The sequence below is a fragment of the Streptomyces sp. Edi2 genome (assembly GCF_040253635.1).
Classification (GTDB): domain Bacteria; phylum Actinomycetota; class Actinomycetes; order Streptomycetales; family Streptomycetaceae; genus Streptomyces.
Genome location: NZ_JBEJGX010000003.1, coordinates 743,721 through 768,983, shown reverse-complemented (window position 1 = coordinate 768,983; position 25,263 = coordinate 743,721). Strand labels below are relative to the sequence as shown.

Annotated in this window: 19 protein-coding genes; 5 read left to right on the top strand and 14 right to left on the bottom strand. The window is 72.4% G+C overall.

Annotation, left to right across the window (positions count from 1 at the left end; translation table 11 throughout):
• Positions 1-40: 40 nt before the first annotated feature.
• A complete protein-coding gene (locus ABR737_RS06765) occupies positions 41-2,380 on the top strand; it encodes a collagenase (RefSeq protein WP_350249274.1) in 2,340 nt (779 codons plus the stop codon).
• A 113-nt stretch (positions 2,381-2,493) separates the two neighbouring features.
• On the opposite strand, the gene ABR737_RS06760 is transcribed toward ABR737_RS06765, so the two are convergent.
• A complete protein-coding gene (locus ABR737_RS06760) occupies positions 2,494-4,896 on the bottom strand; it encodes a glycoside hydrolase family 65 protein (protein WP_350256697.1) in 2,403 nt (800 codons plus the stop codon).
• A gap of 41 nt (positions 4,897-4,937) precedes the next feature.
• Positions 4,938-5,699 carry an HAD family hydrolase gene (locus tag ABR737_RS06755; RefSeq protein WP_350249273.1) on the bottom strand — a complete coding sequence of 254 codons (762 nt, stop codon included), beginning with the start codon at positions 5,697-5,699 and terminating at the stop codon, positions 4,938-4,940.
• Between the two features lie 229 nt (positions 5,700-5,928).
• Here ABR737_RS06755 and ABR737_RS06750 point away from each other — a divergent pair, with 229 nt between their 5' ends.
• Positions 5,929-6,804, top strand: a complete 876-nt coding sequence (locus ABR737_RS06750; protein WP_350249272.1) for a universal stress protein — start codon at positions 5,929-5,931, stop codon at positions 6,802-6,804.
• Positions 6,805-6,824: 20 nt separating this feature from the next.
• Here the strand turns inward: ABR737_RS06750 and ppk2 are convergent, their stop codons facing one another.
• From ppk2 to ABR737_RS06700, 10 genes are all read right to left on the bottom strand, one after another.
• Positions 6,825-7,646: a polyphosphate kinase 2 gene (gene ppk2 / locus ABR737_RS06745; protein ID WP_350249271.1), complete on the bottom strand. Its 822-nt coding sequence runs from the start codon at positions 7,644-7,646 to the stop codon at positions 6,825-6,827.
• Between the two features lie 33 nt (positions 7,647-7,679).
• Positions 7,680-9,026 (bottom strand): nicotinate phosphoribosyltransferase, encoded by a 1,347-nt coding sequence (locus ABR737_RS06740; RefSeq protein ID WP_350249270.1) that lies wholly within the window; start codon positions 9,024-9,026, stop codon positions 7,680-7,682.
• A 62-nt stretch (positions 9,027-9,088) separates the two neighbouring features.
• Positions 9,089-9,388 carry a dsRBD fold-containing protein gene (locus tag ABR737_RS06735; RefSeq protein WP_350249269.1) on the bottom strand — a complete coding sequence of 100 codons (300 nt, stop codon included), beginning with the start codon at positions 9,386-9,388 and terminating at the stop codon, positions 9,089-9,091.
• A 195-nt stretch (positions 9,389-9,583) separates the two neighbouring features.
• On the bottom strand, positions 9,584-10,462 hold the full coding sequence (locus tag ABR737_RS06730) for a universal stress protein (protein ID WP_350249268.1): 879 nt from the start codon (positions 10,460-10,462) through the stop codon (positions 9,584-9,586).
• Positions 10,463-10,585: 123 nt separating this feature from the next.
• Positions 10,586-11,830, bottom strand: coding sequence for a permease (locus ABR737_RS06725; RefSeq protein WP_350249267.1), 1,245 nt, complete (start codon positions 11,828-11,830; stop codon positions 10,586-10,588).
• A gap of 88 nt (positions 11,831-11,918) precedes the next feature.
• Positions 11,919-13,205 carry a sugar ABC transporter permease gene (locus tag ABR737_RS06720; RefSeq protein WP_502964287.1) on the bottom strand — a complete coding sequence of 429 codons (1,287 nt, stop codon included), beginning with the start codon at positions 13,203-13,205 and terminating at the stop codon, positions 11,919-11,921.
• Complete coding sequence (locus ABR737_RS06715) at positions 13,202-14,011, bottom strand: ATP-binding cassette domain-containing protein (protein WP_350249266.1); 810 nt, start codon at positions 14,009-14,011, stop codon at positions 13,202-13,204. The genes ABR737_RS06720 and ABR737_RS06715 overlap by 4 nt, the downstream gene beginning before the upstream one ends.
• Before the next feature lie 13 nt (positions 14,012-14,024).
• Positions 14,025-15,125 (bottom strand): sugar ABC transporter substrate-binding protein, encoded by a 1,101-nt coding sequence (locus ABR737_RS06710; protein WP_350249265.1) that lies wholly within the window; start codon positions 15,123-15,125, stop codon positions 14,025-14,027.
• Position 15,126: 1 nt separating this feature from the next.
• Complete coding sequence (locus ABR737_RS06705) at positions 15,127-17,667, bottom strand: SpoIIE family protein phosphatase (protein WP_502964286.1); 2,541 nt, start codon at positions 17,665-17,667, stop codon at positions 15,127-15,129.
• Positions 17,668-18,000: 333 nt separating this feature from the next.
• Positions 18,001-19,026 (bottom strand): zinc-dependent alcohol dehydrogenase family protein, encoded by a 1,026-nt coding sequence (locus ABR737_RS06700; RefSeq protein WP_350249264.1) that lies wholly within the window; start codon positions 19,024-19,026, stop codon positions 18,001-18,003.
• A gap of 341 nt (positions 19,027-19,367) precedes the next feature.
• Between ABR737_RS06700 and ABR737_RS06695 the strand changes: the two genes are divergently transcribed.
• A complete protein-coding gene (locus ABR737_RS06695) occupies positions 19,368-19,820 on the top strand; it encodes a hypothetical protein (RefSeq protein WP_350249263.1) in 453 nt (150 codons plus the stop codon).
• Positions 19,821-19,922: 102 nt separating this feature from the next.
• The gene (locus tag ABR737_RS06690; protein ID WP_350249262.1) at positions 19,923-20,378 is read left to right on the top strand and encodes a hypothetical protein; all 456 of its coding nucleotides are present in this window, start codon (positions 19,923-19,925) and stop codon (positions 20,376-20,378) included.
• On the opposite strand, the gene ABR737_RS06685 is transcribed toward ABR737_RS06690, so the two are convergent.
• Both ABR737_RS06685 and ABR737_RS06680 read right to left on the bottom strand, forming a co-directional pair.
• The gene (locus ABR737_RS06685) at positions 20,318-21,310 is read right to left on the bottom strand and encodes a hypothetical protein (protein ID WP_350249261.1); all 993 of its coding nucleotides are present in this window, start codon (positions 21,308-21,310) and stop codon (positions 20,318-20,320) included. The genes ABR737_RS06690 and ABR737_RS06685 overlap by 61 nt on opposite strands.
• Before the next feature lie 156 nt (positions 21,311-21,466).
• Positions 21,467-22,930: an amino acid permease gene (locus ABR737_RS06680; protein WP_350249260.1), complete on the bottom strand. Its 1,464-nt coding sequence runs from the start codon at positions 22,928-22,930 to the stop codon at positions 21,467-21,469.
• Between the two features lie 759 nt (positions 22,931-23,689).
• Between ABR737_RS06680 and ABR737_RS06675 the strand changes: the two genes are divergently transcribed.
• Positions 23,690-25,111, top strand: coding sequence for an NAD-binding protein (locus ABR737_RS06675; protein ID WP_350249259.1), 1,422 nt, complete (start codon positions 23,690-23,692; stop codon positions 25,109-25,111).
• The last annotated feature ends 152 nt before the right edge of the window (positions 25,112-25,263 follow it).

Genomic DNA, 25,263 nt, shown 5'->3' with positions numbered 1-25,263 from the left:
CCATCCCCACCCAACCCCCCACACCCTTACGGAGGTTCAGGTGTCCCCTTCGCGTCTGCCGCGCAGCATCCTGCTGGCCGCGGCCCTCGCCGCCACCCTCGCCCTGCCGGCCGTCCAGGCCGCCCAGGCGGCACCCCACCCGTCGGCCCCCTCCTCGCAGACCCGGGCGCCGCAGCCCGGACACCGGCCCGCCGCCCCCGCACCCAACCCCTTCGACCACGCTCAACGCCTCGCCACGGCCCCGAAGTCCGGCGCCGCCCCGGCGCCGGCGCCCCGCGCCCTCGTCGAGAGAGGCCGCATACCGGGCCCTCAGACCAAGCCCGCAGGCCCGCCGCAGGGCCCCAGACCCGAGGCCGCCCCCTGCACCCTCGACGGCATCACCGGCCTGAACCCCGAACAGTTCGCGGACTTCCTCGCCGATCCCGCCGTCACGGCCGACGACTGCCTGCGCACCCTCGTGTGGACCTGGGACCCCCGGCTCATCCCCGTCATGTCCGACGCCCACGTCCAGGCGGTGGCCCGTCGCATCACCGGCCTGGCCGCCTCCCATGACGGCAAGAACACCAGCCATCTGTACGAGATGTTCACGTACCTGCACGCGGTGGCCTACCAGGACTTCTCGCACGACGAGATCGACACCACCGACGCCCCCACCGTCGACGCGGTACGCCGCGCCGTCGAGGCCTTCGGCACCGCGGCCCGCACCTTCGACGTCACCCGGGCCAACGCCGACACCCTCCGCGAAGCCCTGTACGCCGCCAGCGCCCCGGGCCTGCGCCAGCACCAACTCGACCTGATCCAGCGGGTCCTGGCCACCCTGGACGCCGCCCACCCCGCCACGTACAAGGACCCGGCCTGGGGCAATGCCGCCCTCGCCGGGCTCTCCGTCAACTACCTGGGCGTCTACCCCGGCAACAAGGACACCGCCTTCCAGTACGCGGCCGCCTCCGACCCCGCCTACCGCGCCGCCTTCAAGGCGTTCGCCGGATACACCCACCTCAAGGGGACACCCAACGCCTGGGCCGTACGCGATGCGCTCGGGGAGTACGGCCGCTTCGGCCAGATCGGCTCCCTCAAGCCGGCCATCGTCACCGACCTCGGCGCCCTCCTCCCCACCACCGTGCGCAACTTCGGTGACGGCAGCGAACCCTGGGCCAAGGTCGCCGGCTGGCTCATCTTCTTCGACGCCTGCAAGCCGTACGCGGTGTGCAAGGACGACATCGAAAAGCGGATCTTCCCGCGCACCTACTCCTACGACAACGGCGCCATCACGGTCCGCACCGCCCTCGACCGCGCCGTCGTCGACCAGCTCTACTACGCGTCCAAGCAGGTCAGGGCCCAGTTCCACCGGGTGCTCGGCACCACTGAACCGCTGGCGGGCGACCCCAACACCACCCTCACCATCGTGCTGTACGCCTCCCGCGCCGACTACGAGGTCTACCACCCGCTGCTCACCGGCATGGAAACCAACAACGGCGGCGTCTACATCGAGCAGGGCGCGACCTTCTACACCTACCAGCGGCGCGTCCCCCAGGACTCCAGCCTCACCCTCGAAGAGCTCTTCCGGCACGAGTACGTCCACTACCTCAACGGCCGCTTCGCCGTCCCCGGCTTCTTCGGCGAGGGCCCCTGGTACGAGGGCGACCGCACCACCGCCATGGACGAGGGCAGCGCCGAGTTCTTCGACGGCTCGACCCGTGACAACGGCATCGCCGTGCGCCGGTCACTGGTCCGCGACATCATCGCGGACACCGCAGGTGGCAAAGCCCGGATGAGCATCAACCAGTTCCTGCACGCGACGTACGACCACGACGGCTTCCGGTTCTACTCCTACGCCGGGACGTTCTTCGAGTTCCTGTGGCGCGACCACCCCGCGATGCTCCAGGAGATGTACCGCTATCTGCGGGCGGACGACCCGGCCGCCTTTGACTCCTGGCGCAACCGCATGGGATCCGACCCCGGGCTGCAGCAGCAGTACGACGCCTTCCTCGACGCGCAGATCGCCCTCGTCGACGACCTCTTCGTACCCGACACGACGTTCACGCCCAACGGATCCCTGAGGTTCGCCACCCCCGCCGAAGTGCAGAGCGCCTTCGCCGCCGCCACCGCCAACACGCCCGTCTGCAAGGACGACGGCGACCGGGGCATCGGCCGCTTCACCTGCACCGGACGGATCACCGCCAATCTCGCCAACTCCGGTGACCCCGGCCAGGTCTTCAAGGACATGTCCGAAACCGTCGACTACTTCATCCTCGACCGCACCAAGCCCGCCGCGAACAACTTCACCGATATGAACTGCTCCTTCGGCCCCACCGAGATCTGGTCCTCGGGCCGGGCCGGCAGCGCGGACTTCCGCTGCGAGGGCCCGCTGCGGCGGTAAGAACGCCGCCGTCCCCGGCGGTGGCACGGCCCGTCGTGCGACGGGCGGGCCGTGTCCGGTCGGAGGGCCGTAACCGGTCGGCGGGCCGTGCCCGGCACGGCCCATCGTCCCCGTCAGTCGCCGGGCAGATCGAGCCGGCGGGACGTACCGGGCGCGAGCGAGAACGAGCGGTCGCGCAGCCTGACCCGCACCGCGGCGTTCTCGGAGGCCGGTACCTCGATCCGTACCTGCTCGGCGCGGATGCGCAGATCGATGTCCCAGTGGCGCCGGAAGCGGATGCGGACCCCGAACTTCGAGAGTTCCGGCAGCGGCGCCGGATCGAGCCACAGTGCCTGGTCGCGGGTCTCCAGGCCGGTCATCCCGCGCTGGACGAAATCCAGGGTGCCGGCCATCGCCCCCAGGTGGATGCCCTCCGCCGTGGTGCCGCCCTGGACGTCCGCCACATCCCCGGCCAGCGCCTCCTCGCAGAACGTCCAGGCGTCGGGACGCTGGACGCGGGCCAGGACCCAGGCGTGGACCAGGGCGCTGAGGGTGGAGCCGTGGCTGGTGCGGTGCAGGTAGTAGTCGACGGTGGCGTGCCAGATGTCGTCGTCCAGGGGATGGCCGAGCCGGCGGAACACCGAAGCGAGCTCCGACGGCGAGAAGAGGTAGCCCAGCATCAGCACATCGGCCTGTTTGGAGGCCTGGTAGCGGTTGACCGTGTCGCCCTCCGCCTCCAGGATCCGGTCCAGCCGGCGGATGTCTCCGTAGCGCTGCCGGTATCCGTGCCAGTCCAGCTCGGCGAGGTCCCCGTATCCGGCGAACTGGCTGATCACCCCGCGGTGGTAGGGCACATGGAGCCGGTGTGCGATGTCCTCCCAGCGCTCGGGCTCCTCCGGGTCGAGCTGGAGACGTTCGCACAGCTGCCGCTGATGGGCCTCGGGGAGCGTGCGGCAGAGATCGAGGGCACGCATCAGCACCCAGGCCGCCGTGACATTGGTGTAGGCGTTGTCGTCCACCCCCGGTGCGGCGGCGTCCGGATAGCCGTCGTGGTACTCGTCGGGACCGACGACCCCACGGATGCGGTACCGGCCCAGGGCGTCGTCCCAGACCACGGAGGCGGCCCAGAAGCGGGCGATCTGCAGCAGCATCTCCGCGCCCCTGGTGTGCAGGAACTCCGTGTCGCCGCTGGCCTGTCCGTACTGCCACACGTTGTAGGCGATCGCCGACCCGACGTGGTGCTGGAGCCGGGAGTAGTCGGGCAGCCAGCGCCCCGAGCGCGGGTTGAGGTGGAGCTGCTGGGTCTCCTCACGGCCGTCGCCGGCGCTCTGCCACGGGTACATCGCGCCGGTGCGGCCCGCTTCCCGCGCCGCATGGCAGGCGGCGGGCAGCCGCCGGTAGCGGTAGTCGAGCAGCGCGCGGGAGACCTGCGGCAGGTGCAGGTTCAAGAACGGCAGCACGAACAGCTCGTCCCAGAAGACATGTCCGCGGTACGCCTCGCCGTGCAGGCCCCTCGCCGGCACCCCGGCATCCAGCTCGGCGGTGTGCGGCGAGAGGGTCTGCAGGACGTGGAAGAGGTGCAGCCGCAGGATCCCGCCCGCCTCTCCGGGGACCTCCAGCTTGGCCTGCCGCCACAGGTTCTCCCAGGCGCGGCGGTGCGACGCCCGCAACTGCCGGAAGTGCGGGGCCAGGGCCACACAGTCCACGGCCGCATGCCGCGGGCTCTCGATCGCCGGGTCGCGGGAGGTGAACAGTGCCACGGTCTTCTCGACGACCGCGGGGGAGTCCAGGGGGAGGGGCAGGACCAGGGTGTGGAACGCTCCGAGCGCGGTGAGCTGTGGCATGGGCGCCCCGCCCCGGCCGGAGGAGGCGCGGGTCCGGGCGGCCAGCGCGATCCGGATGTCCGAGTCGAGGGTGCGGCAGCTCAGCCACACCGTGTCCGGCAGCTCGCTCCCGGTCTCCCACCCCGTCAGATGCTGGTCCGCCAGCTCCCGGTAGCGCGCGACGCCGGCATTGCGCACCGCACCGTCGATCCCGGACTCCACCTCCACCGTGCCCGTCCACCCATGGGACCGGAAGCAGGTGCGCAGCCCGGCCAGATGGGGTTCTCCCATGTGCACCAGGCGGCACTGCTCCACGGTCAGCCGCCGGCCGGCCTCGTCCTCGTAGACCGACCAGCGGGTCAGCGTGCCGTGCCGCAGGTCCAGGGTCTGCCGGTGCTCCGTCAGCTGCGGGTGGTCGGGGGAGAGCCAGGGGCCGGGAGCCGCGTCGGCGGGGCAGATCCGGTAGCGCAGCGGGAGCCAGTTGGGCAGGTTGACCATGTCCTCGTTCTCGACCGGGCGCCCCGCCACCAGCGAGGTGAGCCGGTTGTAGCAGCCGGCGGCGTAGGTGCCGGGGTAGTGCGCGGGTCCGGCCGGCACCTCGGATGCCGCGCCGCGGGTGGCGAAGTAGCCGTTGCCGAGGGCGCAGAGTGTTTCGCGCAGCCGTTCCGTCTCCGGGTCGTACCCCTCGTACGACCAGGTCCAGGGGCGTGGCATCCGCCCGCCCCGGCTGCCGTACGACCAGGTCCAGGTGCTTGTCATCCCCCCTCCCCGGCCGTCAGCAGCTCGCCGGGGTCGGCCACGACCACATCGGCGCCACGGCGGCGCAGGGCGGTGGCACTGTACGGTCCTGCCGTCCGGTCCACGCCCACCACCAGGCCGAATCCGCCGCGGCGGCCGGCCTCGACACCGGCGAGGGCGTCCTCCACCACGGCGGTGTCCGCGGCCGGGACACCGAGCCGCCGGGCCGCTTCCACGAAGAGCGCGGGGTCCGGTTTGCCGGGCAGGTTCAGCCGGCGTGCCTCGTTGCCGTCCACCACGGCCCGGAAGAGCCCGAGCACCTCGGCCGAGGCCAGCAGTTCGGTGGCGTGGCGGGACGCCGAGACGGCGGCGCACGGTACCCCTAGGTCCCACAGCACCCGCAGCAGGCGCACGGTGCCGGGCCAGGTGGTGACGGCCTCGGTCCGCAGGCGCGCGGTGAACAGCTCGTCCTTGCGGGCCGCGACGGCGCCGACGGTGTCCGTGCCCGGCGCGTCCTCCGGTGTGCCGGACGGCAGATCGAGGCCCCGGGCGCGCAGGAAGGCGGCCGCCCCGTCCTGACGGGACCGGCCGTCGACATAGCGCAGATAGTCGTCCACCGGGTCGAAGGGGCGTTGCCCGCCCGCGGCCGTCAGACATGCGTCGAAGGCGCTCTTCCAGGCCGCGGCATGCATCCGCGCGGAGTCGGTGATGACCCCGTCGGTGTCGAAGACCACGGCCCGCAGCGAGTGCAGACAAGCGGCCAGGGCAGCGCCGCTCATGGTGACGGTTCCGTTCGCATGGTGACGGTTCCGTTCGTCGGTGTCCCTTCCATGGCACCACGACTGCGGGCCATGGGCGCGCCGCGCTCCGTCACCGGAGCCCGGTGGGCCCGCTGCGATCCCGGCCGGACGGCCTCGAGACGACTGGCCGCCCCCCTGCGCGCACCGGACCACGGTGCGACGGTGGCAGTAGGCCCCGTCGCCGGGGTGAGCGAAAGGAAGTGGAGCGATGGAGCATCCGCTGACCGTCGGGACCGATGGATCGGATGCCGCGTTCCGGTCGCTGGACTGGGCGGTGGACGAGGCGGCACGCCACACCCTCCCGCTGCGGATCGTCCACGCCTCCCGGTGGGAGCACTATGAGGGCACCTCGTCGGCGCCGGCCCCGGAACGCCCCGTCGAGCAGGTGCTCGCGGAGGACATCGTGGCGGCCGCCGCCGACCACGCCCGCCGCCGTCGTGCGGACGTCAGGGTCTCGGCGGAGGTGCTGGCCGACGACGCGGTCACCGTCCTGCTGAACGAGGGCCTGCATGCCTCGGCGCTGGTCCTGGGGTCGCGGGGACACGGGGAGATCAGCGGTCTGCTGCTCGGGTCGGTCAGCCTGGCGGTTGCCGCCCGCGCCCGGTGCCCGGTGATCGTGGTGCGCGGTGACCCGGCCGGACTCGCGGGCACACACGAGCGCATCCTCCTCGGCGTCGCCGACCCGGCCGGTGACATGGCGGCCGTCCGCTTCGCCTTCCGCGAGGCCGAGGCCCGCGGTTGCACACTGGAGGCGGTTTGCGCCTGGCACCGCCCGGCACCCGGGTCGGCCGACGCCCCGCAGCCCACCGCAACGGCCCACCGCTCCCACGAACAGCAGGCCACGGCGCTGCTGGACGATGCCCTGGACAAGGCGGCCGGCGCGCATCCGGCGGTGCGGGTGGAGCGCGCCGTGGCGGAGGGACCGGCGCACAAGGTCCTGGTGCACCGCGCCGCCGCGGCCGATCTGCTGGTGGTCGGAGCGCAGCGCCGCCAGGGACACTTCGGACTGCAGCCCGGCCGGGTGGCGCACACCGCGCTCCGCCACGCCGCCTGCCCCGTTGCGGTCGTGCCCAAGGCCGCCTGAGCCGGCACCGCGGTCCGGCGCTACGTCTCCAGCCCGGCCGCATGATCGGGGACGTAGGTCTGCAGATCCCGGGGCGGCCGCTGGTAGCCGGTGGCCGGCGGCCGCGGCGGCAGGGCCAGCTCGGGCGGGGTGACGGCGTGATAGGGCACCGTCGACAGCAGGTGGGCGATCATGTTCAGCCGCGCCCGGCGTTTGTCGTCGCTCTCGACGACGTACCACGGTGACTCCGCGATGTCCGTGTGCACGAACATCTCGTCCTTGGCCCGCGAATACTCCTCCCAGCGGGTCAGCGACTCCAGGTCCATGGGCGAGAGCTTCCAGCGCCGGGTGGGGTCCTGCAGCCGCCGCCGGAACCGCTGCTCCTGCACCTCGTCGCTCACCGAGAACCAGTACTTGCGCAGCAGGATCCCGTCCTCCACCAGCATCCGTTCGAAGACCGGGCACTGCCGCAGGAACCGCTGGTGTTCGGCCGGTGTGCAAAAGCCCATGACCCGTTCGACACCGGCCCGGTTGTACCAACTACGGTCGAACAGCACCATCTCGCCCGCCGCCGGAAGGTGCTCCGCATAGCGCTGGAAGTACCACTGGGTGCGCTCGCGCTCGGTGGGCCGGGGCAGCGCCACGATCCGTGCCACCCGGGGGTTGAGGTACTGGGCGACCCGTTTGATGGTGCTTCCCTTGCCGGCCGCGTCCCGTCCCTCGAAGACCACGACGAGCCGGGCGCCCTCGGTGCGCACCCACTCCTGGAGCTTCACCAGCTCCGTCTGCAGCCGGTACAGCTCCGGTTCGTACCGCGACCGTGACAGCTTCCCGGCGCCGCTGCCGCCCTGCTTGTCCGCCATACGACGACGGTACGGAGAAAAGCCCCCGGCGGCTCAGGCGTGCGAGCCGAACGGGGCCAGGGCCTCACGCTCGGTCCGCCGCCGCACCTGCTCGGTCAGGACGGCGAGCCGCTTCGAGACCTTCGCCCGGACGGCCTGCGGCGACCGGATGTACCGCGCGGCCGCGGGCAGCTCCGCGGTATCGGCGGCGACCCGCCGCCGGGCGTCCTCGAGGCGGCCGCGCGGCGTACCGCGCACGCCCCCGCGCATCAGCGTTTCCAGCAGCGGCGTACTGCCCGGAGGGACCGGCTCCTCGGCCAGACCGATCACATCGTGGCACCCGGGCCGGCGGAAGACCTGCTTGCGGCCCGGTGCGGTCGCCTTCGCCGCCGACAGCTTCATCAGGGGGCGGCCGTCGTAGGCGACGAGCTTGTACGCCGAATCCAGTGCGGGGGCGTCGGCGCTCACCCCGATCCGGGTGCCCACGGCAAAGACGTCGATCGGGGCTCCCGCCCGTGTCAGATCGTGCACGGCGAATTCGTCCAGCCCGCCGCTGGCGACGATACGGACCTGCGGAAGCCCCGCGTTGTCCAGGATCGAGCGGGCGCGGAAGGCCAGTTCCGCCAGGTCGCCGCTGTCCAGCCGGATGGCGGAACCGTCACCGCGCCCCAGCGCGTTCAGCACCCTGGCCGCTGCCGCGACGCCGGATTCGGTGGCGTAGGTGTCCACCAGAAAGGTCACCGGTCCGGGATGGCGGAGCGCGAACGCGGTGAACGCCGCCTCCTCGTCCCCGAACGCCTCGATGTAGGAGTGCGCCATCGTGCCCACCGCCGTCAGATCCTCGGCGTGCGCCGCCGCCACATTGCTGGTGCCGGTGAACCCGGTCATGGCACCCAGCCGGGCCACCTGGCAGGCGGCGGCGGTTCCGTGGGTGCGCCGCAGCGAGAAGTCCACGACGGAGCGCCCCCGTGCGGCGAGCACGCATCTGACGCACTTGGACGCGATGGTCGTCTGGTGGGTGAGGTGGTTGAGCACATACGACTCCACGAACTGCGCCTGCGGCAGCGGAGCGGTGATCTCCAGCAGCGGTTCCCCCGCCAGGACGACCCGGCCCTCCGGCACGGCCCGGACCTCGCCGGTGAAGGGCATCCCCACCAGCGGGGCGAGTTCCCGCGCCGGCCGTTGCAGCGCCTCGGCGAACACCTCGACATCGTCGCGTTCGACGGTGAAGTCGGCGAGAAAGTCGAGGACCGTCTCGGCTCCGGCGGCGATCAGGAATCCCCGGTCCGGCGGCAGGGCGCGGACAAAGCAGCTGAAGGTCGCCGGCTCCGTCATGCCCTCGTGGAGGTATGAGAGGGCCATGGTCACTTCGTACAGGTCGGTGAGCGTCGCATCCGACATGGCCGGCTCCTTCCCGGGAGCGCCGTGGCACCGGCCGGCCGGTCCCGGCGCCCGCACCGGACTCACGCCATCGCGTCGGCCCAGCCGTACGCGGCGCGGTGGTCGTGCCGGGGCGGCGCGGCACCGACCCCTTCGAGGTCAAGATCCGCCACCCGCTGCAGCTGCCCCGCGAGGTCCCTCATCGCACGCCCGGCCGCGATCTCGTCGCCGATCTCCGGTACGTCCCTGTCCTCGGGGCTGCAGTGGGCCGTGCCGTGCCCGGTGAGGGTGGTGGTTCCGGTCCGGAGCACCACGCGTGCCTTGGTCGTGCCGTCCTCCTCGAAGAGGTAGAGACGGACGGGCCACTCGACTGTCTTCGCCATGGCGTACCTCTGCCTTCCACCGGGGCTGCCACCTGCCACCGGGGGCTGCCGGCCGGGGCCGCGGGCGGAGCCGTCATGCCCTCGGCGGCCGGTCCCGCCGGTATGACCTCTCACCGTCATCATCCGCCTTCTGCCGCGGGCCGTCATGGCGCCGGCCACCGCCGTCTCAGACCGTGGACGTCCGCCGTCGCCCGGTCACTCGTGCGGCACCACTGCCACCGGACACGGAGCGTGGTGGACGGCAGCCTGGACGACATGGCCGATACGCGGTGCCGGCAAGCGGCGCCGGTGCCGCCGGCCGACGATGAGCAGCCGGGTGTCCGCGGCGCTGTGCAGCAGGGCCGGCGCCGGACTCTCCATCACCACCCGCTCGTTCACCCGCAGGTCCGGGTACTTCTCCCGCCACGGATGCAGCGCCGCGGCCAGCTCCTGCCGTGCGTCGCGCGCCGCCTCCTCGGCGAGAACCGGCTCCACGCCGCCGCCCCGGTTGTACGCGTACGAGGGCAGGTGCCTGCCGTGCACGGCGCGCAGCGCGGCACCCCGGCGGGCGGCGCTGTCGAAGGCGAAGGCGAGCAGTGCCTCGCACGGCCCGTGCAGGCCCAGCCCCACCACGACCTCTCCGTCCTGCCCCGCTGCCGCGATGCCCGGCCGGGCCCGTACCAGCACCGTCGGGCACTCGGTGTGCGCCACCAGCTTCAGCCCGAGCTCGCCGAGGGCGAAGCGGGACACCGGGCCCAGGTCCCGTGAGCCGAGGACCAGCAGGTCCGACGCTCCCGCGGCTTTCTGCAGGGCCTCCAGGGGGTCCGCGGGCACCAGGACCGGCTCCACCGGAAGGTCGGGGAAACGGGTGCGCACCGCGGTGACGGCTTCCTCCATCATCCGGTGCGGCCAGTAGTTCTGGTCCCCTTCCTCCAGCTCCTCCAGGGAGTGGGGCACCGGCTCGGGCGCGAGCAGCACCCAGGCATGCAGCAGCCGCAGGCGCGCATGGCGCAGCCGTGCCTCGTGCGCCGCCCACAGGATCGCGGACAGGGACTCGGGCGTACCGTCCACACCGGCGGTGATGACATCGTTCATGGCCTCGCTCCGTTCCTGGCGCGCTCGGCGCGTTCGCGCCCACACCTCCAGGGTGCTCGCCCTCGCCCGCTCCGGCACGGGCCAATCGGCCCCAGTGGGCTCCCACTCGCCTCCCGCCACCGGTCAGCGCGGACCGTCTCCGGTGCCGCCGTGGCCGGTGCCGCCGTCTCCGGTGCCGTCATGCCCCGTGCTGCCGTGCCCGCTGCCGCCGTGCGCGGGGTGCGCCCGGGGACCGTCCGGCGGCGTGCCGCCCATCACGCGCAGCATGGCCCGGCCCCCGGTGCGCAGGAAGCGGTGGACCAGTGCGGCGGCGAGGAGGAGGAAGGCGATGTTGAGCCAGGTGGTGTAGTTCCAGGAAACCCCGGACATGGGGATCGTCGCGTCGGCCTGGCGGGGGATCAGCCCCAGTCCGCCGAAGATGCCTTCGACCGCATAGCCCGCGACGACGACGGACGCATAGAACGTGACCAGCAGGAACAGGGCCATCCTGGTCCCGTAGTACTTCCGGTAGATGTGCAGGATCGGCAGGATCAGCAGGTCGGCGAAGAGGAACGCGACCACCCCGCCGAAGCTGATCCCGCCCTTCCACAGGACCACCGCCAGCGGCACATTGCCGATGGAGCAGACGAACGAGGCGATGGCCACCAGCGGTCCGATCAGCGGGCCCCACACCTTCGCGGCCAGCGGGTGCCCGTCGAAGAAGAACGCGCGCCAGAGGCTGTCGGGGACCCAGGCGGCGATGGCCCCGGCGATCAGCAGGCCGAGCACCAGATCCTTGATGATCGCGGCCCACTCCATGACGAAGACGTGCGAGGTCGAGGTGTAGCCCTCGGTGGAGAACAGCCGCCGTGCGAAGGACCCCTCGCGGTGTACGGACATGTCCATCGCGGCATGCCCCTCCATGGAGCCGGCCAGCCCCCGCTCGGCCTGCTCGCGGGCGCGCCGCAGCAGCCTGTCGCGCAGGAAGAGGCGGAACAGCACGGCCAGCACGACGATCATGACCGGTCCGCCGACGAACTCGGCGACCGTGAACTGCCAGCCCATCAACAGCGCCAGAATGACGCCGAGTTCGACCACCAGGTTCGTGGAGGCGATCTCGAACGCCATCGCGGCCGTGAAGTGCGCGCCTTTGCGGAACAGCGACCGGGCCAGCGCGACCGCGGCGTACGAGCAGGAGGAGGACGCCGCACCCAGCGCGGCGGCCAGCGTCAGGGTGCGGGGACGGTCGTCGCCGAGCAGACCGACCACGGTGGAGGTGCGCACCACCGCCTGGACGACCGCGGACAGCGCAAAGCCCAGGATCAGCGCCCAGGTGATCTCCCAGGTCATGGATCCGGCGATGGACAGGGCGTGCAGGATCGGGTGCATCGGCTGAGGTGTTCCGTGGCCTGCCGCGGCGCAAACGCCCGCTCGCCCGGTGGCGTTCCCGGGCTCCCGGCCCGGGACTGCGGGCGTGTCAGACCCGCCCGTGCGCCTTCTGCGCCCGCCGCGACAGCGAGTCGATGACCACGGCGATCAGCAGCACCCCGCCCGTGATCATGAACTGCACGGCGGTCCGGATGCCCATGAGGGCCACACCGGAGGCGATCGACTGGATGACCAGGACACCGAGCAGCGCGGACCAGGTCCGGCCCCGTCCGCCGAACAGGCTGGTGCCGCCGATGACCGCGGCGGCGATGGCGTCCATCAGCAGCAGGCCCGCCCCCGACGTCTGACTGGCCGAGGTGACGCGCGAGGCCAGGAACAGACCGCCGATCGCGGCCATCGTGCCGGACACCATGAAGACCGAGATACGGACCAGGTCTACATTGAGGCCGGTGCGGCGGGCGGCCTCGACGCTGCCGCCGAGGGCGAAGATCATGCGTCCGTAGCGCGTGCGGCGGAGCACGCAGTCGAGGCCGACGAGCACGACGAGGAAGATCAGCAGCGCCAGCGGAAGCCCCAGGAACTGGTTGAGGACCACGGCCGCGGCCAGCGAGATCACCGCCAGCACTCCGGTGCGCAGCAGGATCTCGCTCAGCGGCCGGGCGGGCACCCCGGCGGCCCTGCGCCGCCGCACGTCACGGTAGGACACCAGGAAGTAGGCGGCGGTGCCGAGCACTGCCAGGCCGTACGCCGCGGCCACATTGTTGAAGTAATAGCTGGTCAGCATCGCGAGCAGGCCCTTGTCGTCGATGTTGATCGTGCCGTTGGAGCCCAGGACGTAGAGCATCAGGCCGTTCCAGCCCAGCAGGCCCGCAAGGGTGACCACGAACGCCGGCACCCCGACCTTGGCGAAGAAGAACCCCTGAACGGCTCCGATCACCGTGCCCCCGAGCACCGCGACCAGCAACGCAAGCCCCTCCGGTACGCCATGGTTCACGGTCAGCACCGCGAAGGCGGCCGCCGCGAGGCCGCTCACCGACCCCACCGAGAGGTCGATCTCGCCGAGCAGCAGAACGAAGACCACACCGACGGCGATCATGCCGGTGCCGACGATGTCCACGGTCAGATTGGACAGGTTGCGCGGCGAGAGGAAGTTCTCGTTCAGGCTCTCGAAGATGATCCACACCACGATCAGGCCGAGGGCCACCGGCACCGAGCCGAGCTCGCCGCTGTGGAACCTCCGCCGGAGCACGTCGAGGGGGTTCTGTGCCCCGAAATCGGGCGCGAGGCGGCGCCGGTCGGCAGGGGTCACCGCCCCGCCGGCGGCGCCCTGCCCGCCGGACGGCCGCTGCTTGCGCAGGGCCCAGGTCCTGCTCACGGCTGCACCTCCCACCCGGGTGTCCTGCGGCGGGTCACGGCGTTGTCCGTGGCCCCGGTGATCGAGGAGATGATCTGTTCGTGGGACGTGGTCGTCACATCGAAGAACCCGTTGTTCCGGCCGAGCCGCAGCACGGCGACCCAGTCCGCGACCGCCTTGATGTCCCCCATGTTGTGGCTGATCAGGAGCACCCCCAGCCCGCGTTCGCGGAGCTGGTCGACGAGGTCGAGGAGCTGGGCGGTCTGTTCGATGCCCAGGGCCGCGGTGGGTTCGTCGAGGAGCACGAGCCGGGGCTCGCCGAGCAGCGAGCGGGAGATCGCGACGGTCTGGCGTTGGCCGCCGGAGAGCGAGGCGACCGGGAGGCGTACGTCGGGCATCCGGATGGCCAGCATGTCGAGCAGGTCCAGGGTGAGGCGCTCCATCTCCACCTCGTCCAGCACACCGGCCCGGTGGATCTCGCGGCCCAGGAAGAGATTGCCGACCACGTCGAGGTTGTCGCACAGCGCGAGGTCCTGGTAGACGGTGGCGATGCCCAGGTCCTGGGCCTCGTGGGGGCGGGTGATCTGGACGGGCCGGCCGTCCCACTCGATCACGCCCTCATCGGCGGGATCGACCCCGGCGACCACCCTGATCAGCGTGGACTTGCCGGCGCCGTTGTCGCCCACGAGCGCGACGACCTGGCCGGCGCGGACCTCCAGTTCGACATCCGTCAGGGCCTGCACGGCGCCGTACCGCTTGGAGATGCCGCGCAGCGCCAGCAGGGGCGGCGCCGGTACCGGTCGTCGGAGGGCTGGGCCGGGCTCCATGGAGATACCTGCCTTACCTGGTGAGTCCCGCCTGCCGGCAGGCGGACGCGAACTTGGGGGTGCAGATCTGCTCGATCGTGTACATGCCGTCCTTGACCACGGTGTCCTTGATGCGGTGCACGGTCACGGAGACCGGGGTGAGCAGCACCGCCGGGATGCCATGGGTGGTGGGGCTGTTGACCGTGTGCGTCGTGATGCCGTCGAGCTTCTTGCCGCGGCCCAGCGCGACGGCCATGGCGGCGGCGGTGCCGGCCTCGGGCCCGAAGGGCTTGTAGACGGTCATGTACTGATCGCCGGTGACGATGCGCTGGATGGCGGCGAGTTCGGCGTCCTGGCCGGTGACGGGCGGCAACGGCGAGATCTTCGCGGCCTGCAGGGCGGAGATGACGCCGGCCGCCAGCCCGTCATTGGCGGAGTAGACACCGTCGATGTTCCCGGCGCCGAGCGCCGAAATGGCGGCGGACATATTGCTGTTGGCGTTCTCCGGGCGCCACCCGGCGGTCTCGTAGGCCTTCTCGATCTTCACCTTGCCCCGGAGCACGTCGAGCGCGCCCTGCCGGAACCAGGCGGAGTTGGGGTCCGTCGAATCGCCGTTCATCATGACGATCCGGTCGCCGCGTGCCTTCTCGCCGAGTGCCTGGAGAAGCGCCTCGCCCTGCAGCTCGCCGACCCTCTTGCCGTTGAAGGAGACATACGCCGAGACCGGTCCCTCCACGAGGCGGTCGTAGGAGACGACCGGGATTCCCGCCGCCCGCGCGCTCTCGACCGGCGCGCGCAGCGACTTGGAGTCGACGGCGTCCAGGATCAGCACCCGGACCCGCTTGGTGATCATCGCGTCCATCTGCTGCTGCTGGGTGGCCACGTCATGCTCGGCGCTGACGACCTCCACCGTGCATGCGGGGCAGAGCTGATGGATCTTCTTCTCGATCAGCGGCTTGTCGAAGTGGTAGAGGCGTGAGGTGTTGTCCGGGAGCAGCACACCGATCTTCAGGGCGCCACCGGAGGCGGGCCCGCCCGGCTCGTGCACCCCGCCGGCCTTGCCGCAGGCGGCCGGCCCGGCCAGCAGACACAGCCCGGCCAGGACGGCGGCAGCTCCCCGCAGACGAGCACGCACCTCAGGGAACCTCCTTCCCCTCCCGCCGGCCGTCCGCGCCGGCCGGCGCCCCCTCGGCGCCGAGCTGTTCGCCCGGCTGCAGGGTGATCTCGCTCCACACCTGCTTGCCGCCGCTCAGCGGCACCGACCCCCAGGACGCCGACATCGCCTCGACGAGCAGCAGCCCGCGGCCGCCGGTCGACTCCCAGTCCACGGTCGCCGGCTTGACGGGCGCCCGGGGCGAAGCGTCGTTCACCGCGATCCGCAGCCGGTCCCCGGCCAGGGTCAGATCCAGCCGCACCTCGCCCTGCGTATGGGCGATGGCGTTGGTGACCAGTTCCGACACCACCAGCTGGGCCACGTCCAGCTCCTCGCTCACCTGCCAGGAACGCAGGGTGCGGGCGGTGAAGCGGCGGGCGTGCATGACCGCGTCGGGGAGCCGCCACACCGTCCAGTGCGCCCGGGTCGGCCGGACGCGCATGCCGTCGTAGCGCAGCACCAGCACCGCCACATCGTCGTCGCGCCGCTTCGTCTCGCCGAGCAGCTGGTCGGCGAGCTGCCCGGCGTCGGCCGGGTCGGCCGTGGCAAGCAGCTCGCGCACCCGGCGGATGCCGTCGTCCAGGGGCAGCGTGGCCGATTCGGCCAGGCCGTCCGTGAGCAGGACGAGCACGGTGCCGGGGGCCAGGCCCACCTCGGTCAGCGGGAACTCCCCCTCGGCGGCCACTCCCAGCGGTGGACCGCCCTCGACCGACAGCTCCTCGGTGCTGCCGTCGGGGTACCGCAGCAACGGCGGCAGATGCCCGGCCCGGACGAACCAGGCGATGCCCTCCTCCATGTCCAGGTCCACGTAACAGCAGGTCGCGAAGAGATCGGTCTCCATACCGAGGAGCAGCCGGTTGGCATGGGAGACCACCACATCGGGCGGGTGCCCCTCGACCGCGTAGGCCCGGATCGCGGTGCGCATCTGGCCCATGATCGTGGCGGCGCCGGCGCTGTGGCCCTCCACATCACCGATGACGAGCGCGATCCGGCCGTCGGACAGCGGGATGACGTCGTACCAGTCGCCGCCCACCTCCAGGCCCATGGTGGCGGGCAGATAGCGGGCGACGGCCACCCCGCCGGGCAGCGACGGCAGCTTGCGGGGCAGCAGACTGCGCTGGAGCATCGTGGCGAGCTCATGCCCGGCGTCCAGCGCATGGGCGCGGACGAGGGCCTGGCCCACCAGACCCGCGGTCGCCGTCAGCAGGGACCGTTCCTCCGGCCCGAACGGGTGCTCCTCCTCCCAGCCGACCAGGCACACTCCGACGATCCGGCCGCCGGCCGGCAGCGGCAGGACGGCGAGACCGCCGGGCCCGATGCCCGCCAGGTCGGGTTCGAGAGCGGCCCCCGGAGGCCACAGGGCCACATGGCCGCTCCGTATCACGCTCTCCAGCGTGGGCATCGCATGGCACGACGCATCGGGCCACTCGGATCTCCACTCGGACCGCCACACCGCGGGCCAGGCGCCGGGTTCCGGCGGGTCGAGGACGGACACCACGAACCGGTCGGCCTCCAGCTCGGCCACCGCCACCCGGTCGGCGCCCAGCGGCGTCCGCAGGGCGGCGACCACCACCCGGCTGACGTCACGGATGGTCGTGGCGCCGGCCAGCGCGGCGGACAGCCGCTGCACGATGGAGACCTCGTCCGCACTGGGGCGCAGATAGGAGGCGTCGGCGACCACGCCCAGCATGCGCTCCGGGGCGCCGGCGGCGTCGACCAGCACCCGGCAGCGCAGACTCAGCCAGCGGAGTTCGCCGTTGGGCCGGCGGATGCGGATCGACAGCTGCTGGGCGGGGGAGGGCAGCCGACCCGGCTCCACCATCGACATCAGCGCGGGAACGTCGTCCGGCGCGGTGCACTCCAACAGCGTCTCCACCCGCCGGTCGAACTGCTCCGGAGCGATCCCGAACAGCTCCAGTACCTGGCCGTCCGCGTCGATCCGCCCGGTGCTCAGCATCAGCGTGAAGGCGCCGCCCCGGAGGGTGTCCAGCCCCGGTCCCAGCAGCGACCGCCGCTCCGTGCGGGCCATCACCCGGGCCGCGACGGCCTCCAGCCCCGCGGACACCTGGTCGGCATGGAGTTCCAGCAGATGGCGGCGGTCGGCGTCGAAGGCGTCCGGTGCCTTGTCCATGACGACCAGGCACCCCAGCCGTTTGGCGTCCCCGCCCAGCGGCAGCACGCCCAGGGAGACATCGGACGGCAGTGCCCCGGCGCCGTCCCAGGGCTCCGCACCCGGGCTGCCCGGGGGAGTGGTGACGCCGTACTGCGCGAGCTCCGCCGGGCTCAGCCACAGGGGAAGGCCGGTGCGGAAGGCTGCCGCGACCGGGGAATTGCCGGACAGCGGGAAGCTCGCCGGCAGTCCGTAGGGGGCGCCGGTGCCGCCGACCATCTCGGCCAGCTGAAGAGCGCCGCTCCCCTCGGCGGGCACATAGACCGCGGTCAGCTCAGCCCCGGTAGCCCCGAGGACCCGTGCGGTCACTTCCTGTACCGCCTCCGTATGCCGGAAGCCGTTGTCGTACGCCACGGTCGCCGTATCCGCCCTCCGGAGCCGGAGCGTTCACCCCGCCACCGTTTCACCGGATATGTCGTCATTCACGGCCTCCTCTCCATGGTGCGGCACACCGGGAGGGGGCAGCTAGTCGGAGCGGTGGTCACGGTGTGTGGCGGGCAGGTTGCGCCACGGCAGCGGGGCGGGCGACGCTCCGCCGGGGGGGGGGCCGCCGCCCGGCGGATCAACCCGTGAACGGCCCGCCGGACCGGGCGGGTAGGAGAACATTCCGGAGAACGGTGCCGGGGCGTCAGGGAATTCGGGCGTCGGGGAAGTCAAAGCGTCAGGGAAGTCAAGGCGTCGGGGAAGTCAAGGCGTCAACACCGCGGCCCCCTGCACCCGGTCGGCGGCCAGGTCCGTGAGTGCCTGTGGGGCACGGCTCAGTGGGTAGGTGCTGACGGTGACCCGGATGCCGATCCTCGCCGCGGTCGCCAGGAACTCGCGGCCGTCCTGCCGGGTGTTGGCGGTCACGCTGCGCAGATTCCGCTCGTTGAAGAGGTGCTGCTGATAGTGGAGCGGAGGGATGTCGGTGAGATGGATGCCGGCCACGGCGAGGGTGCCCGCCCGGTCGAGTGCCGCCAGCGCCACCGGCACCAGATCGCCCACCGGTGCGAAGAGGATCGCCGAATCCAGCGGCTCGGGAGGGTGGTCGTAGGCGTCGCCGGCTGAGGATGCGCCCAGATCGAGGGCGAGTTCACGGGCCTGTGCGGACCGGGTCAGTACGTGGACGGTCGCGCCTTCGGCCAGGGCTACCTGCGCCGCCAGATGTGCCGAGGCGCCGAAGCCGTAGATGCCGAGCCGGCCGCCGGAGGGCAGTGCGCTGCGGCGGAGCGCGCGATACCCGATGATCCCGGCGCACAACAGCGGTGCCAGGTGCGCGGCGTCCTCGCCGTCCGGGAGCGGATAGGCGAAATCCGCGGGGACGAGAGCGGTATCGGCGAAACCGCCGTCCGCGTCCCAGCCGGTGTACCGGGAGGCCGGGCAGAGGTTCTCGTGGCCCGCGCGGCAGTACCGGCAGACACCGCAGGTGCCGCGCAGCCAGGCACCGCCCGCCCGGTCACCGGCGCGGAACGCCGTCACCGCCTCGCCGGTGGCGACCACCCGGCCGACGATCTCATGGCCGGGGATGGTCGACGGGCGGTGCGGGGACAGATCGCCCTCCGCCAGATGCAGATCCGTACGGCACACCCCGCAGGCCTCCACGCCGAGCAGCAGGTCCCCGGGGCCCGGCTCGGGAGCCGGACGGCGGACGGGGGTCAGTGGCCCGGAGGCCATCGGGCCGGGACGCCGGACGGCCCAGCCGGACACCGTGTCCGGGCCTGCAACGGGGGCCATGTCCCCAGAATGGCGCCCACCGCAGAGGCGGACAAACGGTGCGTCGCCGGGGCCCGCGGCCCAACAGGGCAGGGGCACGGCCGGGCTCCGCGGCACGGCGGGGGCAGGGACGCCGCCGGGGCCCGCGGCACGGCGGTGTCCCGGGGTCCGTGCCGTGCGGCGTCACCGGGGTGGGTCCGGAACCGTCCGGAGCGGGCCGCTCGCCAGAGGGCCTGGTGTGCGAAGTCCGCGTGTGCGATGACATAGCCGGATCGAGTGGTTTTGTGGTCTCTTGCGGCGTATCGCGAGTGTCCCTCCCGCTTCCCGGGGATCCCCTCCTCGAAGAAGGGTGGGAGAGGCGCATGCGCGACACCGTCGGCACCGGCCGCTGTGCGGCAACCGGTGGCTGGCGCGTGCTGCTGTTCGTCGCGCTGCTGGCGTTACTGCACGCCGCACTCACCACCGGCTGCTCCCATGGACCGGCCTCGGACGCTCACGGCTGCCCTTTGCACGCCGGCGCCCCCGCCGTGCCGGCGCCTGCGGTGCCGGGCCCGGCCGTCCGGACCTGCGTCACGGCGGGGCCGCTGCCGGCGTCCACCGGCGGCGGAAAACATCCGGGCAGCGGTGTCCGCCGCCTGTGCGACGCCTCGGCCTGTCATCTGCGCCATCAGGTCCCCACCGGGGCCGGTGGCAAGGCGCTCGGGGACTCTCCCGTCGCACAGAACCTCACCGCGTCGAAGGACGCCGCTTCCGGGGCCGCCGTCACGGCCGCTGTCACCGCCTCGCCACCTCGCGTGTCCGTCCTGCGCTGCTGAGCCGGCCCGGCCGCATCACCCACCCCACCCCGTCACGGGGCCATGGGGCGATCGCGGTCTGCCGTCCTCCGTACCCGGCACTTCCACCGCAGGAGACTTGGCATGCCTTTCGATGTCTATGCCGCTCTCGGCGCGCTCGTCCGCGCCGAGGCCCGACGCACCAAGCCCGTACCCGCGCCCACCCCCGCCGACCATGCCGCGACGCAGCAGCCGGCCACCGCGGTGCCTCAGCCGGCTGAACCGCCCGCCGGGCTGCCTGCCGGGCTGCCTGCCGAGCCATCGGCCGAGCCGCCCACCGAGCCGTCGGGCGCCGAGCCGCGGTCCGCCGAACCTCCGTCCGCCGTCACCGCGGCCCTGTCCTCGTCCCCGGCCCGGAAGGGCCTGCTCCGCCGGATGATGCACCGGCTGGCGGCGCTCCTCGGCCGGGGCAGGCCTGCTGGATCAGGGGTGGAAGGGCGACGCCCGGCGCGCGCTCGGGGCGCCGGTGGTCCGGAGCGTCACCGACGCCAGGACGGGGCGCGCCCCGCGGAACCGCCGTCGGGGTCACCGCTCGCGTAGCGGCCGTGGAAGTGCGCATACCGCTCCAGCGCGTCACCGTCCATGCTCCACGGCCAGACGGTCGCCACCCCTCCGGTGGCGCGCAGCGCGGTCCCGGCCTCGGCCGTCCGGCCGGCTTTGATCAGGGCGTAGGCCAGCAGGTTGAGGTCGGCCAGGGCCGTCGCGTGCCGGAGGAACCCCGGGCCCGGCCAGTAGTGCGCGGCCTGGTCGAGGGCCCGGGCGGCATCGGGGCGCCGCCAGATCTCTCCGGCGCCCAGAGCCGTCATGCCGCCCTCGGCGACCGCTCGCTGGTGGCTGATGACCAGCGAGGTGAGTTCCAGACCGGTGGCGGGGGCATCGGTCGGCATCAGGGAGCGGACACCGTCGAGCAGGTCCAGCACCAGGGCGCTGGAGCCGCACTCGTCCGGCGAGAGGTAGCCCAGGGCCTGCAGATGCGCCTCGCGGTTCCAGGGATCGCGGGCCTTGATCTCGCGCCAGATCGCTGCCAGCTCCGTGGAGGGGCGCCGCTCCACGCGGAGCGTGGCCAGCTGAAGTGTCCACGGGGTCGGATCGGCGGGCAGCAGCTCGGCGGCGAGCCGGCAGGTCTCGCGGGTGGCGTCCAGATCGACGGAGGAGTCCTGCTGCCGGGCGTGGAGCAGGTCCGACCAGGCGTGGAGCAGCAGCGCGCCATGGTCCTTCGGGCTGTGCTGGCGCCAGATGCCGGGCAGTGACCGCCCGGCTGACCCGGCGAGCACCCCCAGGCGGTGGGCCTTGCGGTCCCAGTCCTCGCCGGCGTCGTTGATCGCATCCGCCATCAGCGCCATGACGGCGGTGTCCAGAGAACCGCGGGACCAGCAGGTTTCGACGCGTCGCCGGACCTTCCCCAGGGTCACATCGTCGAGCTCGGGGACGAGGCGGGGAAGGCTGCCTTTGCGGCGTCTGAACGCGGGCATGGTTTTTCGGCGGCCTTCCGGTCGTGGGCTCGTAGGCGGAGAGGAAAGGTGCGTGGCCAGAAGGGTAGTGGCACTGCTGCGCCGTACGGTCGGCGGGTGCGGGGCACCCGCCGACCGTACGGCACGGGATTCGGTGGCCGTCCGGCCACCTTGTGGCTAGCGGGAGGTGACGGCTGCCTTCTCGGCGGCCCGGCCGCCGAGCCGGTCGCGGACCAGGGAAACCCCGACCACCAGCACGGCGAGGAGCACCGACAGCAGCACCTGGATGCGGCCGCCGCCCTCGCTGTCGTCGGTGAGCATGTAGACCAGCACGAACGAGATCATCGCGATCGTCGCCCAGGTCAGGTACGGGAACAGCCACATCCGGACGACCAGCTTCTCGGGGTTCTCGCGCAGGATGATCCCGCGCATCCGCAGCTGCGAGAAGCAGATGACCAGCCAGACGAAGAGCGCGACCGCGCCCGAGGAGTTCAGCAGGAACTGGAAGACGGTGTCCGGCCACAGGTAGTTGAAGCCGACCGCGATGAAGCCGAAGAGGACGGAGGCGAGGATCGCGGCCTGCGGCACGCCCCGCGAGTTCGTCCGGGCGAAGGCCTTCGGGGCGTCGCCGCGCTGGCCGAGCGAGAAGGCCATCCGGGAGGCGGTGTAGAGGCCGGAGTTGAGGCAGGAGAGCACGGCCGTCAGCACGATGACGTTCATGATCTGGCCGGCGTGCGGGATGCCGATCGAGTCGAGGGCCGCGACGTAGGAGCCCTTCTTGGCGATCGAGGGGTCGTTCCACGGCAGCAGGGAGACGACCACGAGGATCGAGCCGAGGTAGAAGATGCCGACCCGCCAGATCACGCTCTTGGTGGCCTTGGTGACCGCGCGCTCCGGGTGCTCGGACTCACCGGCGGCCAGGGTGACGATCTCGCTGCCCATGAAGGAGAAGACGACCATCAGGATGCCGGTGAGGATCGCGCTGGGCCCGTGCGGAAGGAATCCGCCGTGCGAGGTGAGGTTGCTGAAGCCGGTCGCCGCGTTGTCGGAGCCGGGAAGTACGCCGAATATCGCCAGGCCGCCGAGGACGATGAAGGCCGCGATGGCGACGACCTTGATGCCGGCGAACCAGAACTCGAACTCACCGAAGGAGGCGACCGAGGCGAGGTTGGTGGCGGTGAGGACGAACATCACGATCAGCGCCCAGGCCCACTGCGGGACGGCGGGCATCCAGCCGGTGAGGATGGCCGCGCCGGCGGTCGCCTCCACGGCGAGCACCACGACCCAGAAGAACCAGTACAGCCAGCCGATGGAGAAGCCGGCCCAGCGGCCGAGTGACCGGTCCGCGTAGGCGGAGAAGGAACCGGAGGTCGGGTTGGCGGCCGCCATCTCGCCGAGCATCCGCATCACGAACACGACCATCGCGCCGACCAGGGCGTACGACAGCAGGATGCCGGGTCCGGCGGCCGCGATGCCGGAGGCGGAGCCCACGAAGAGACCGGCGCCGATGACCCCACCCACGGCGATCATGGACAGATGGCGGTTCTTGAGGCCCGACTGCAGGCCTGACTGCTGCGGGTCCTGCCCGTGCCCCGGGGGAGCGGGCGGAGCGGCCACGGGGTTGGGGGGAGATGTAGTCATCTTCGACATCCATTGAGGGTTGGAGGGGTCATGCACGTGGTGACTGCTGGGATCGCCTCGGTGGCCGGACGTACGACAAGGCCGGGGTGCCCTCAGGCGGCGATCATGGCCCTGACGTAGAGCGAAGGCGCGACGAGCGGGCCGTTGCCTTCGGATGCCCTGCACGGGTGGGGGAGCGCTGATCGCCCCTCCGCGCCGCGGCCCCTCCTTGTGGGAGGTGAGCCGCATCACGTCCGGATTGGGATTTGCGTAAGCGTATGTGGCGGTGCGCGGCGGCGTATTTGTGAGAGGGGACAAATTCCCCTGCGAGAGCTGTACGTCAGGCCAATGAAGATTGGCGGAAAAGGGGCGCGCGCTCCGGGGCTATGGGTGGTGAGTGGCCTTCACCGGCCGCTCTCCCCGGCCCTGGCGCGGGCCGCCGGGGCGACCGCTGGTGCCGCCGGACAACGTCCCCCGTGAACCCTTGGTCAGCAGGACAGATGCCTCGGGACGCGGGCGCCCTAGCGTGAGTTCGGCCACCTTCCGACGGCCGACGAGCAAGGGGACTCCATGGCCACCCTTCCCTCCGCCCGACAGACCCGTACCGCCCCGCCGCACGCTGTGCCCGCCACTCCATCAGTGGGGGACGACGGCAGCGGGTCCGGGGACGTAACGCCAGGTGAACCCCGCGGTGACGCTCCCGCGGGGGAGCCGCCGGAGCACGGGGCGGCACCGGAACGTCCGGGGCGCGGGGCCGAAGACGAGGCCGAAGCGCCCGGGATGAATCCGGCCACCGGCCCGGCGGGCCGGGCCCCCGGGACCGTGGTGATCGGGGCCACGACGCTGGCGCGCCGGGTCTGCGCCTCCCTGGAGGAGAGCGGACACCCGGTCGACCACCTCGCCGCACCGGACGACCAGGACTTGCGCCGGGCGCTCGCCGCACGGCCGGCCGGGGTGGCCGTCCTCGTGGGCGACGACCTGTCCGCACTGCGCTACGCGCTCGCGGTACGCCACGTCTGCGACACCGTCCGGATCGTCGTCACCGTTTTCGACCGCACCGTGGCACAGCAGCTCAGGTTGCTGCTGCGCGACTGTGTGCCGGTCTCGCCCGCCGACCTCCTGGCGCCGACGCTGGCCGGACTGTGTGTGGACCCCGACGCCCTGGCCGTATGGGACGACGGGCACGGTGCGGTGGCGGTCCGGCGTGCGGTGGAGGTCAGGCGGCCCGGGGAACAGCTGGTGGAGACGGCGTGGCGGGCGAGCACGGGCGCCCGGCGGCGCGCGCTGCTCGGGCGGCTGAGGGGGCAGTTGCAGCCCCATGACGCGGACGCCCGCCTGCTGCTCATCGGGCTGCTGGGGATCGTCGCCGTACTGGCCGCGGACTGGATGTGGCTGGTCGGCGTGTTCCACCAGCCGGCCAGCACCGCCTTCCTGGAGGCCGCCCGGGTCGTCGCCGGGGTGGGGCCTGCGGCGCCGCATCCCGGCCATCCCGTGTACGAGGTGATCTCCGCCGTGGCGATGCTGGTGACGGTGGGGTTCACCGCGCTGCTGACCGCGGGCATCGTCGACCGGCTGTTCGGGCCCCGGCTGGTCGGCGTCCTGGGGCCGCGGGTGCTGCCCCGTGCCGGTCACGTCATCGTGGTGGGGCTTGGGCAGGTGGGGCTGCGGCTGTGCCAGACACTGCGGCAGCTGGGGGTGCCCGTCATCGGTGTCGAGCGCGAGCCCACCGCCCCGAACCTGCGTCTCGCCCGGTCGATGGGGATACCCGTGGTGCTGGCGCACGGCGAGGACCGTGCGGTGCTGGCGCGGCTCGGACTGGCGCGGGCACGGGCGCTTGCCGCCGTCGGCTCCCATGAGCTCGACAACATCGCCGTCGCGGTCGCCGCCCACGGTGTGGCACCGGAGGTCCGGGTGGTGCTGCGGGCCGGGGAGGACGAGGCGATCGCGGAGACCCGCTCGCTGCTGCCCCTCGGGCTGACCCGCGATATCACCAGGACCAGCGCGGCTTTCGTGTCCGCCCATCTCACGGCCTGCCCGTCCGGCGCCGCGCCCCGACGCGTCGTGGCCGATGCCGACTGCGACTACGTCGACCTGCCGGGGCGCGGTCTCGTCGGCCGGCCCGTCGCGGCCGGGGACGACTGCGGACATGTCTCCGGCGAGGGCGAACGAGTCCCGGCCCGCAGCGTGCCGGGCCCGGGGTGAGGCGCGGCACCCCGGCCGCGCTCCGTCCGGTCGTGTCCTGAGGCTCCGGACCCCGTCGCGCTCCTGAACGCCCGGCCCGTTCGCGTACCTGAGGCGCCCGCCCGGCCCGCCACTGAGCCCGGCCCGGCTCGCCACTGACGCTGAGCCCGGCC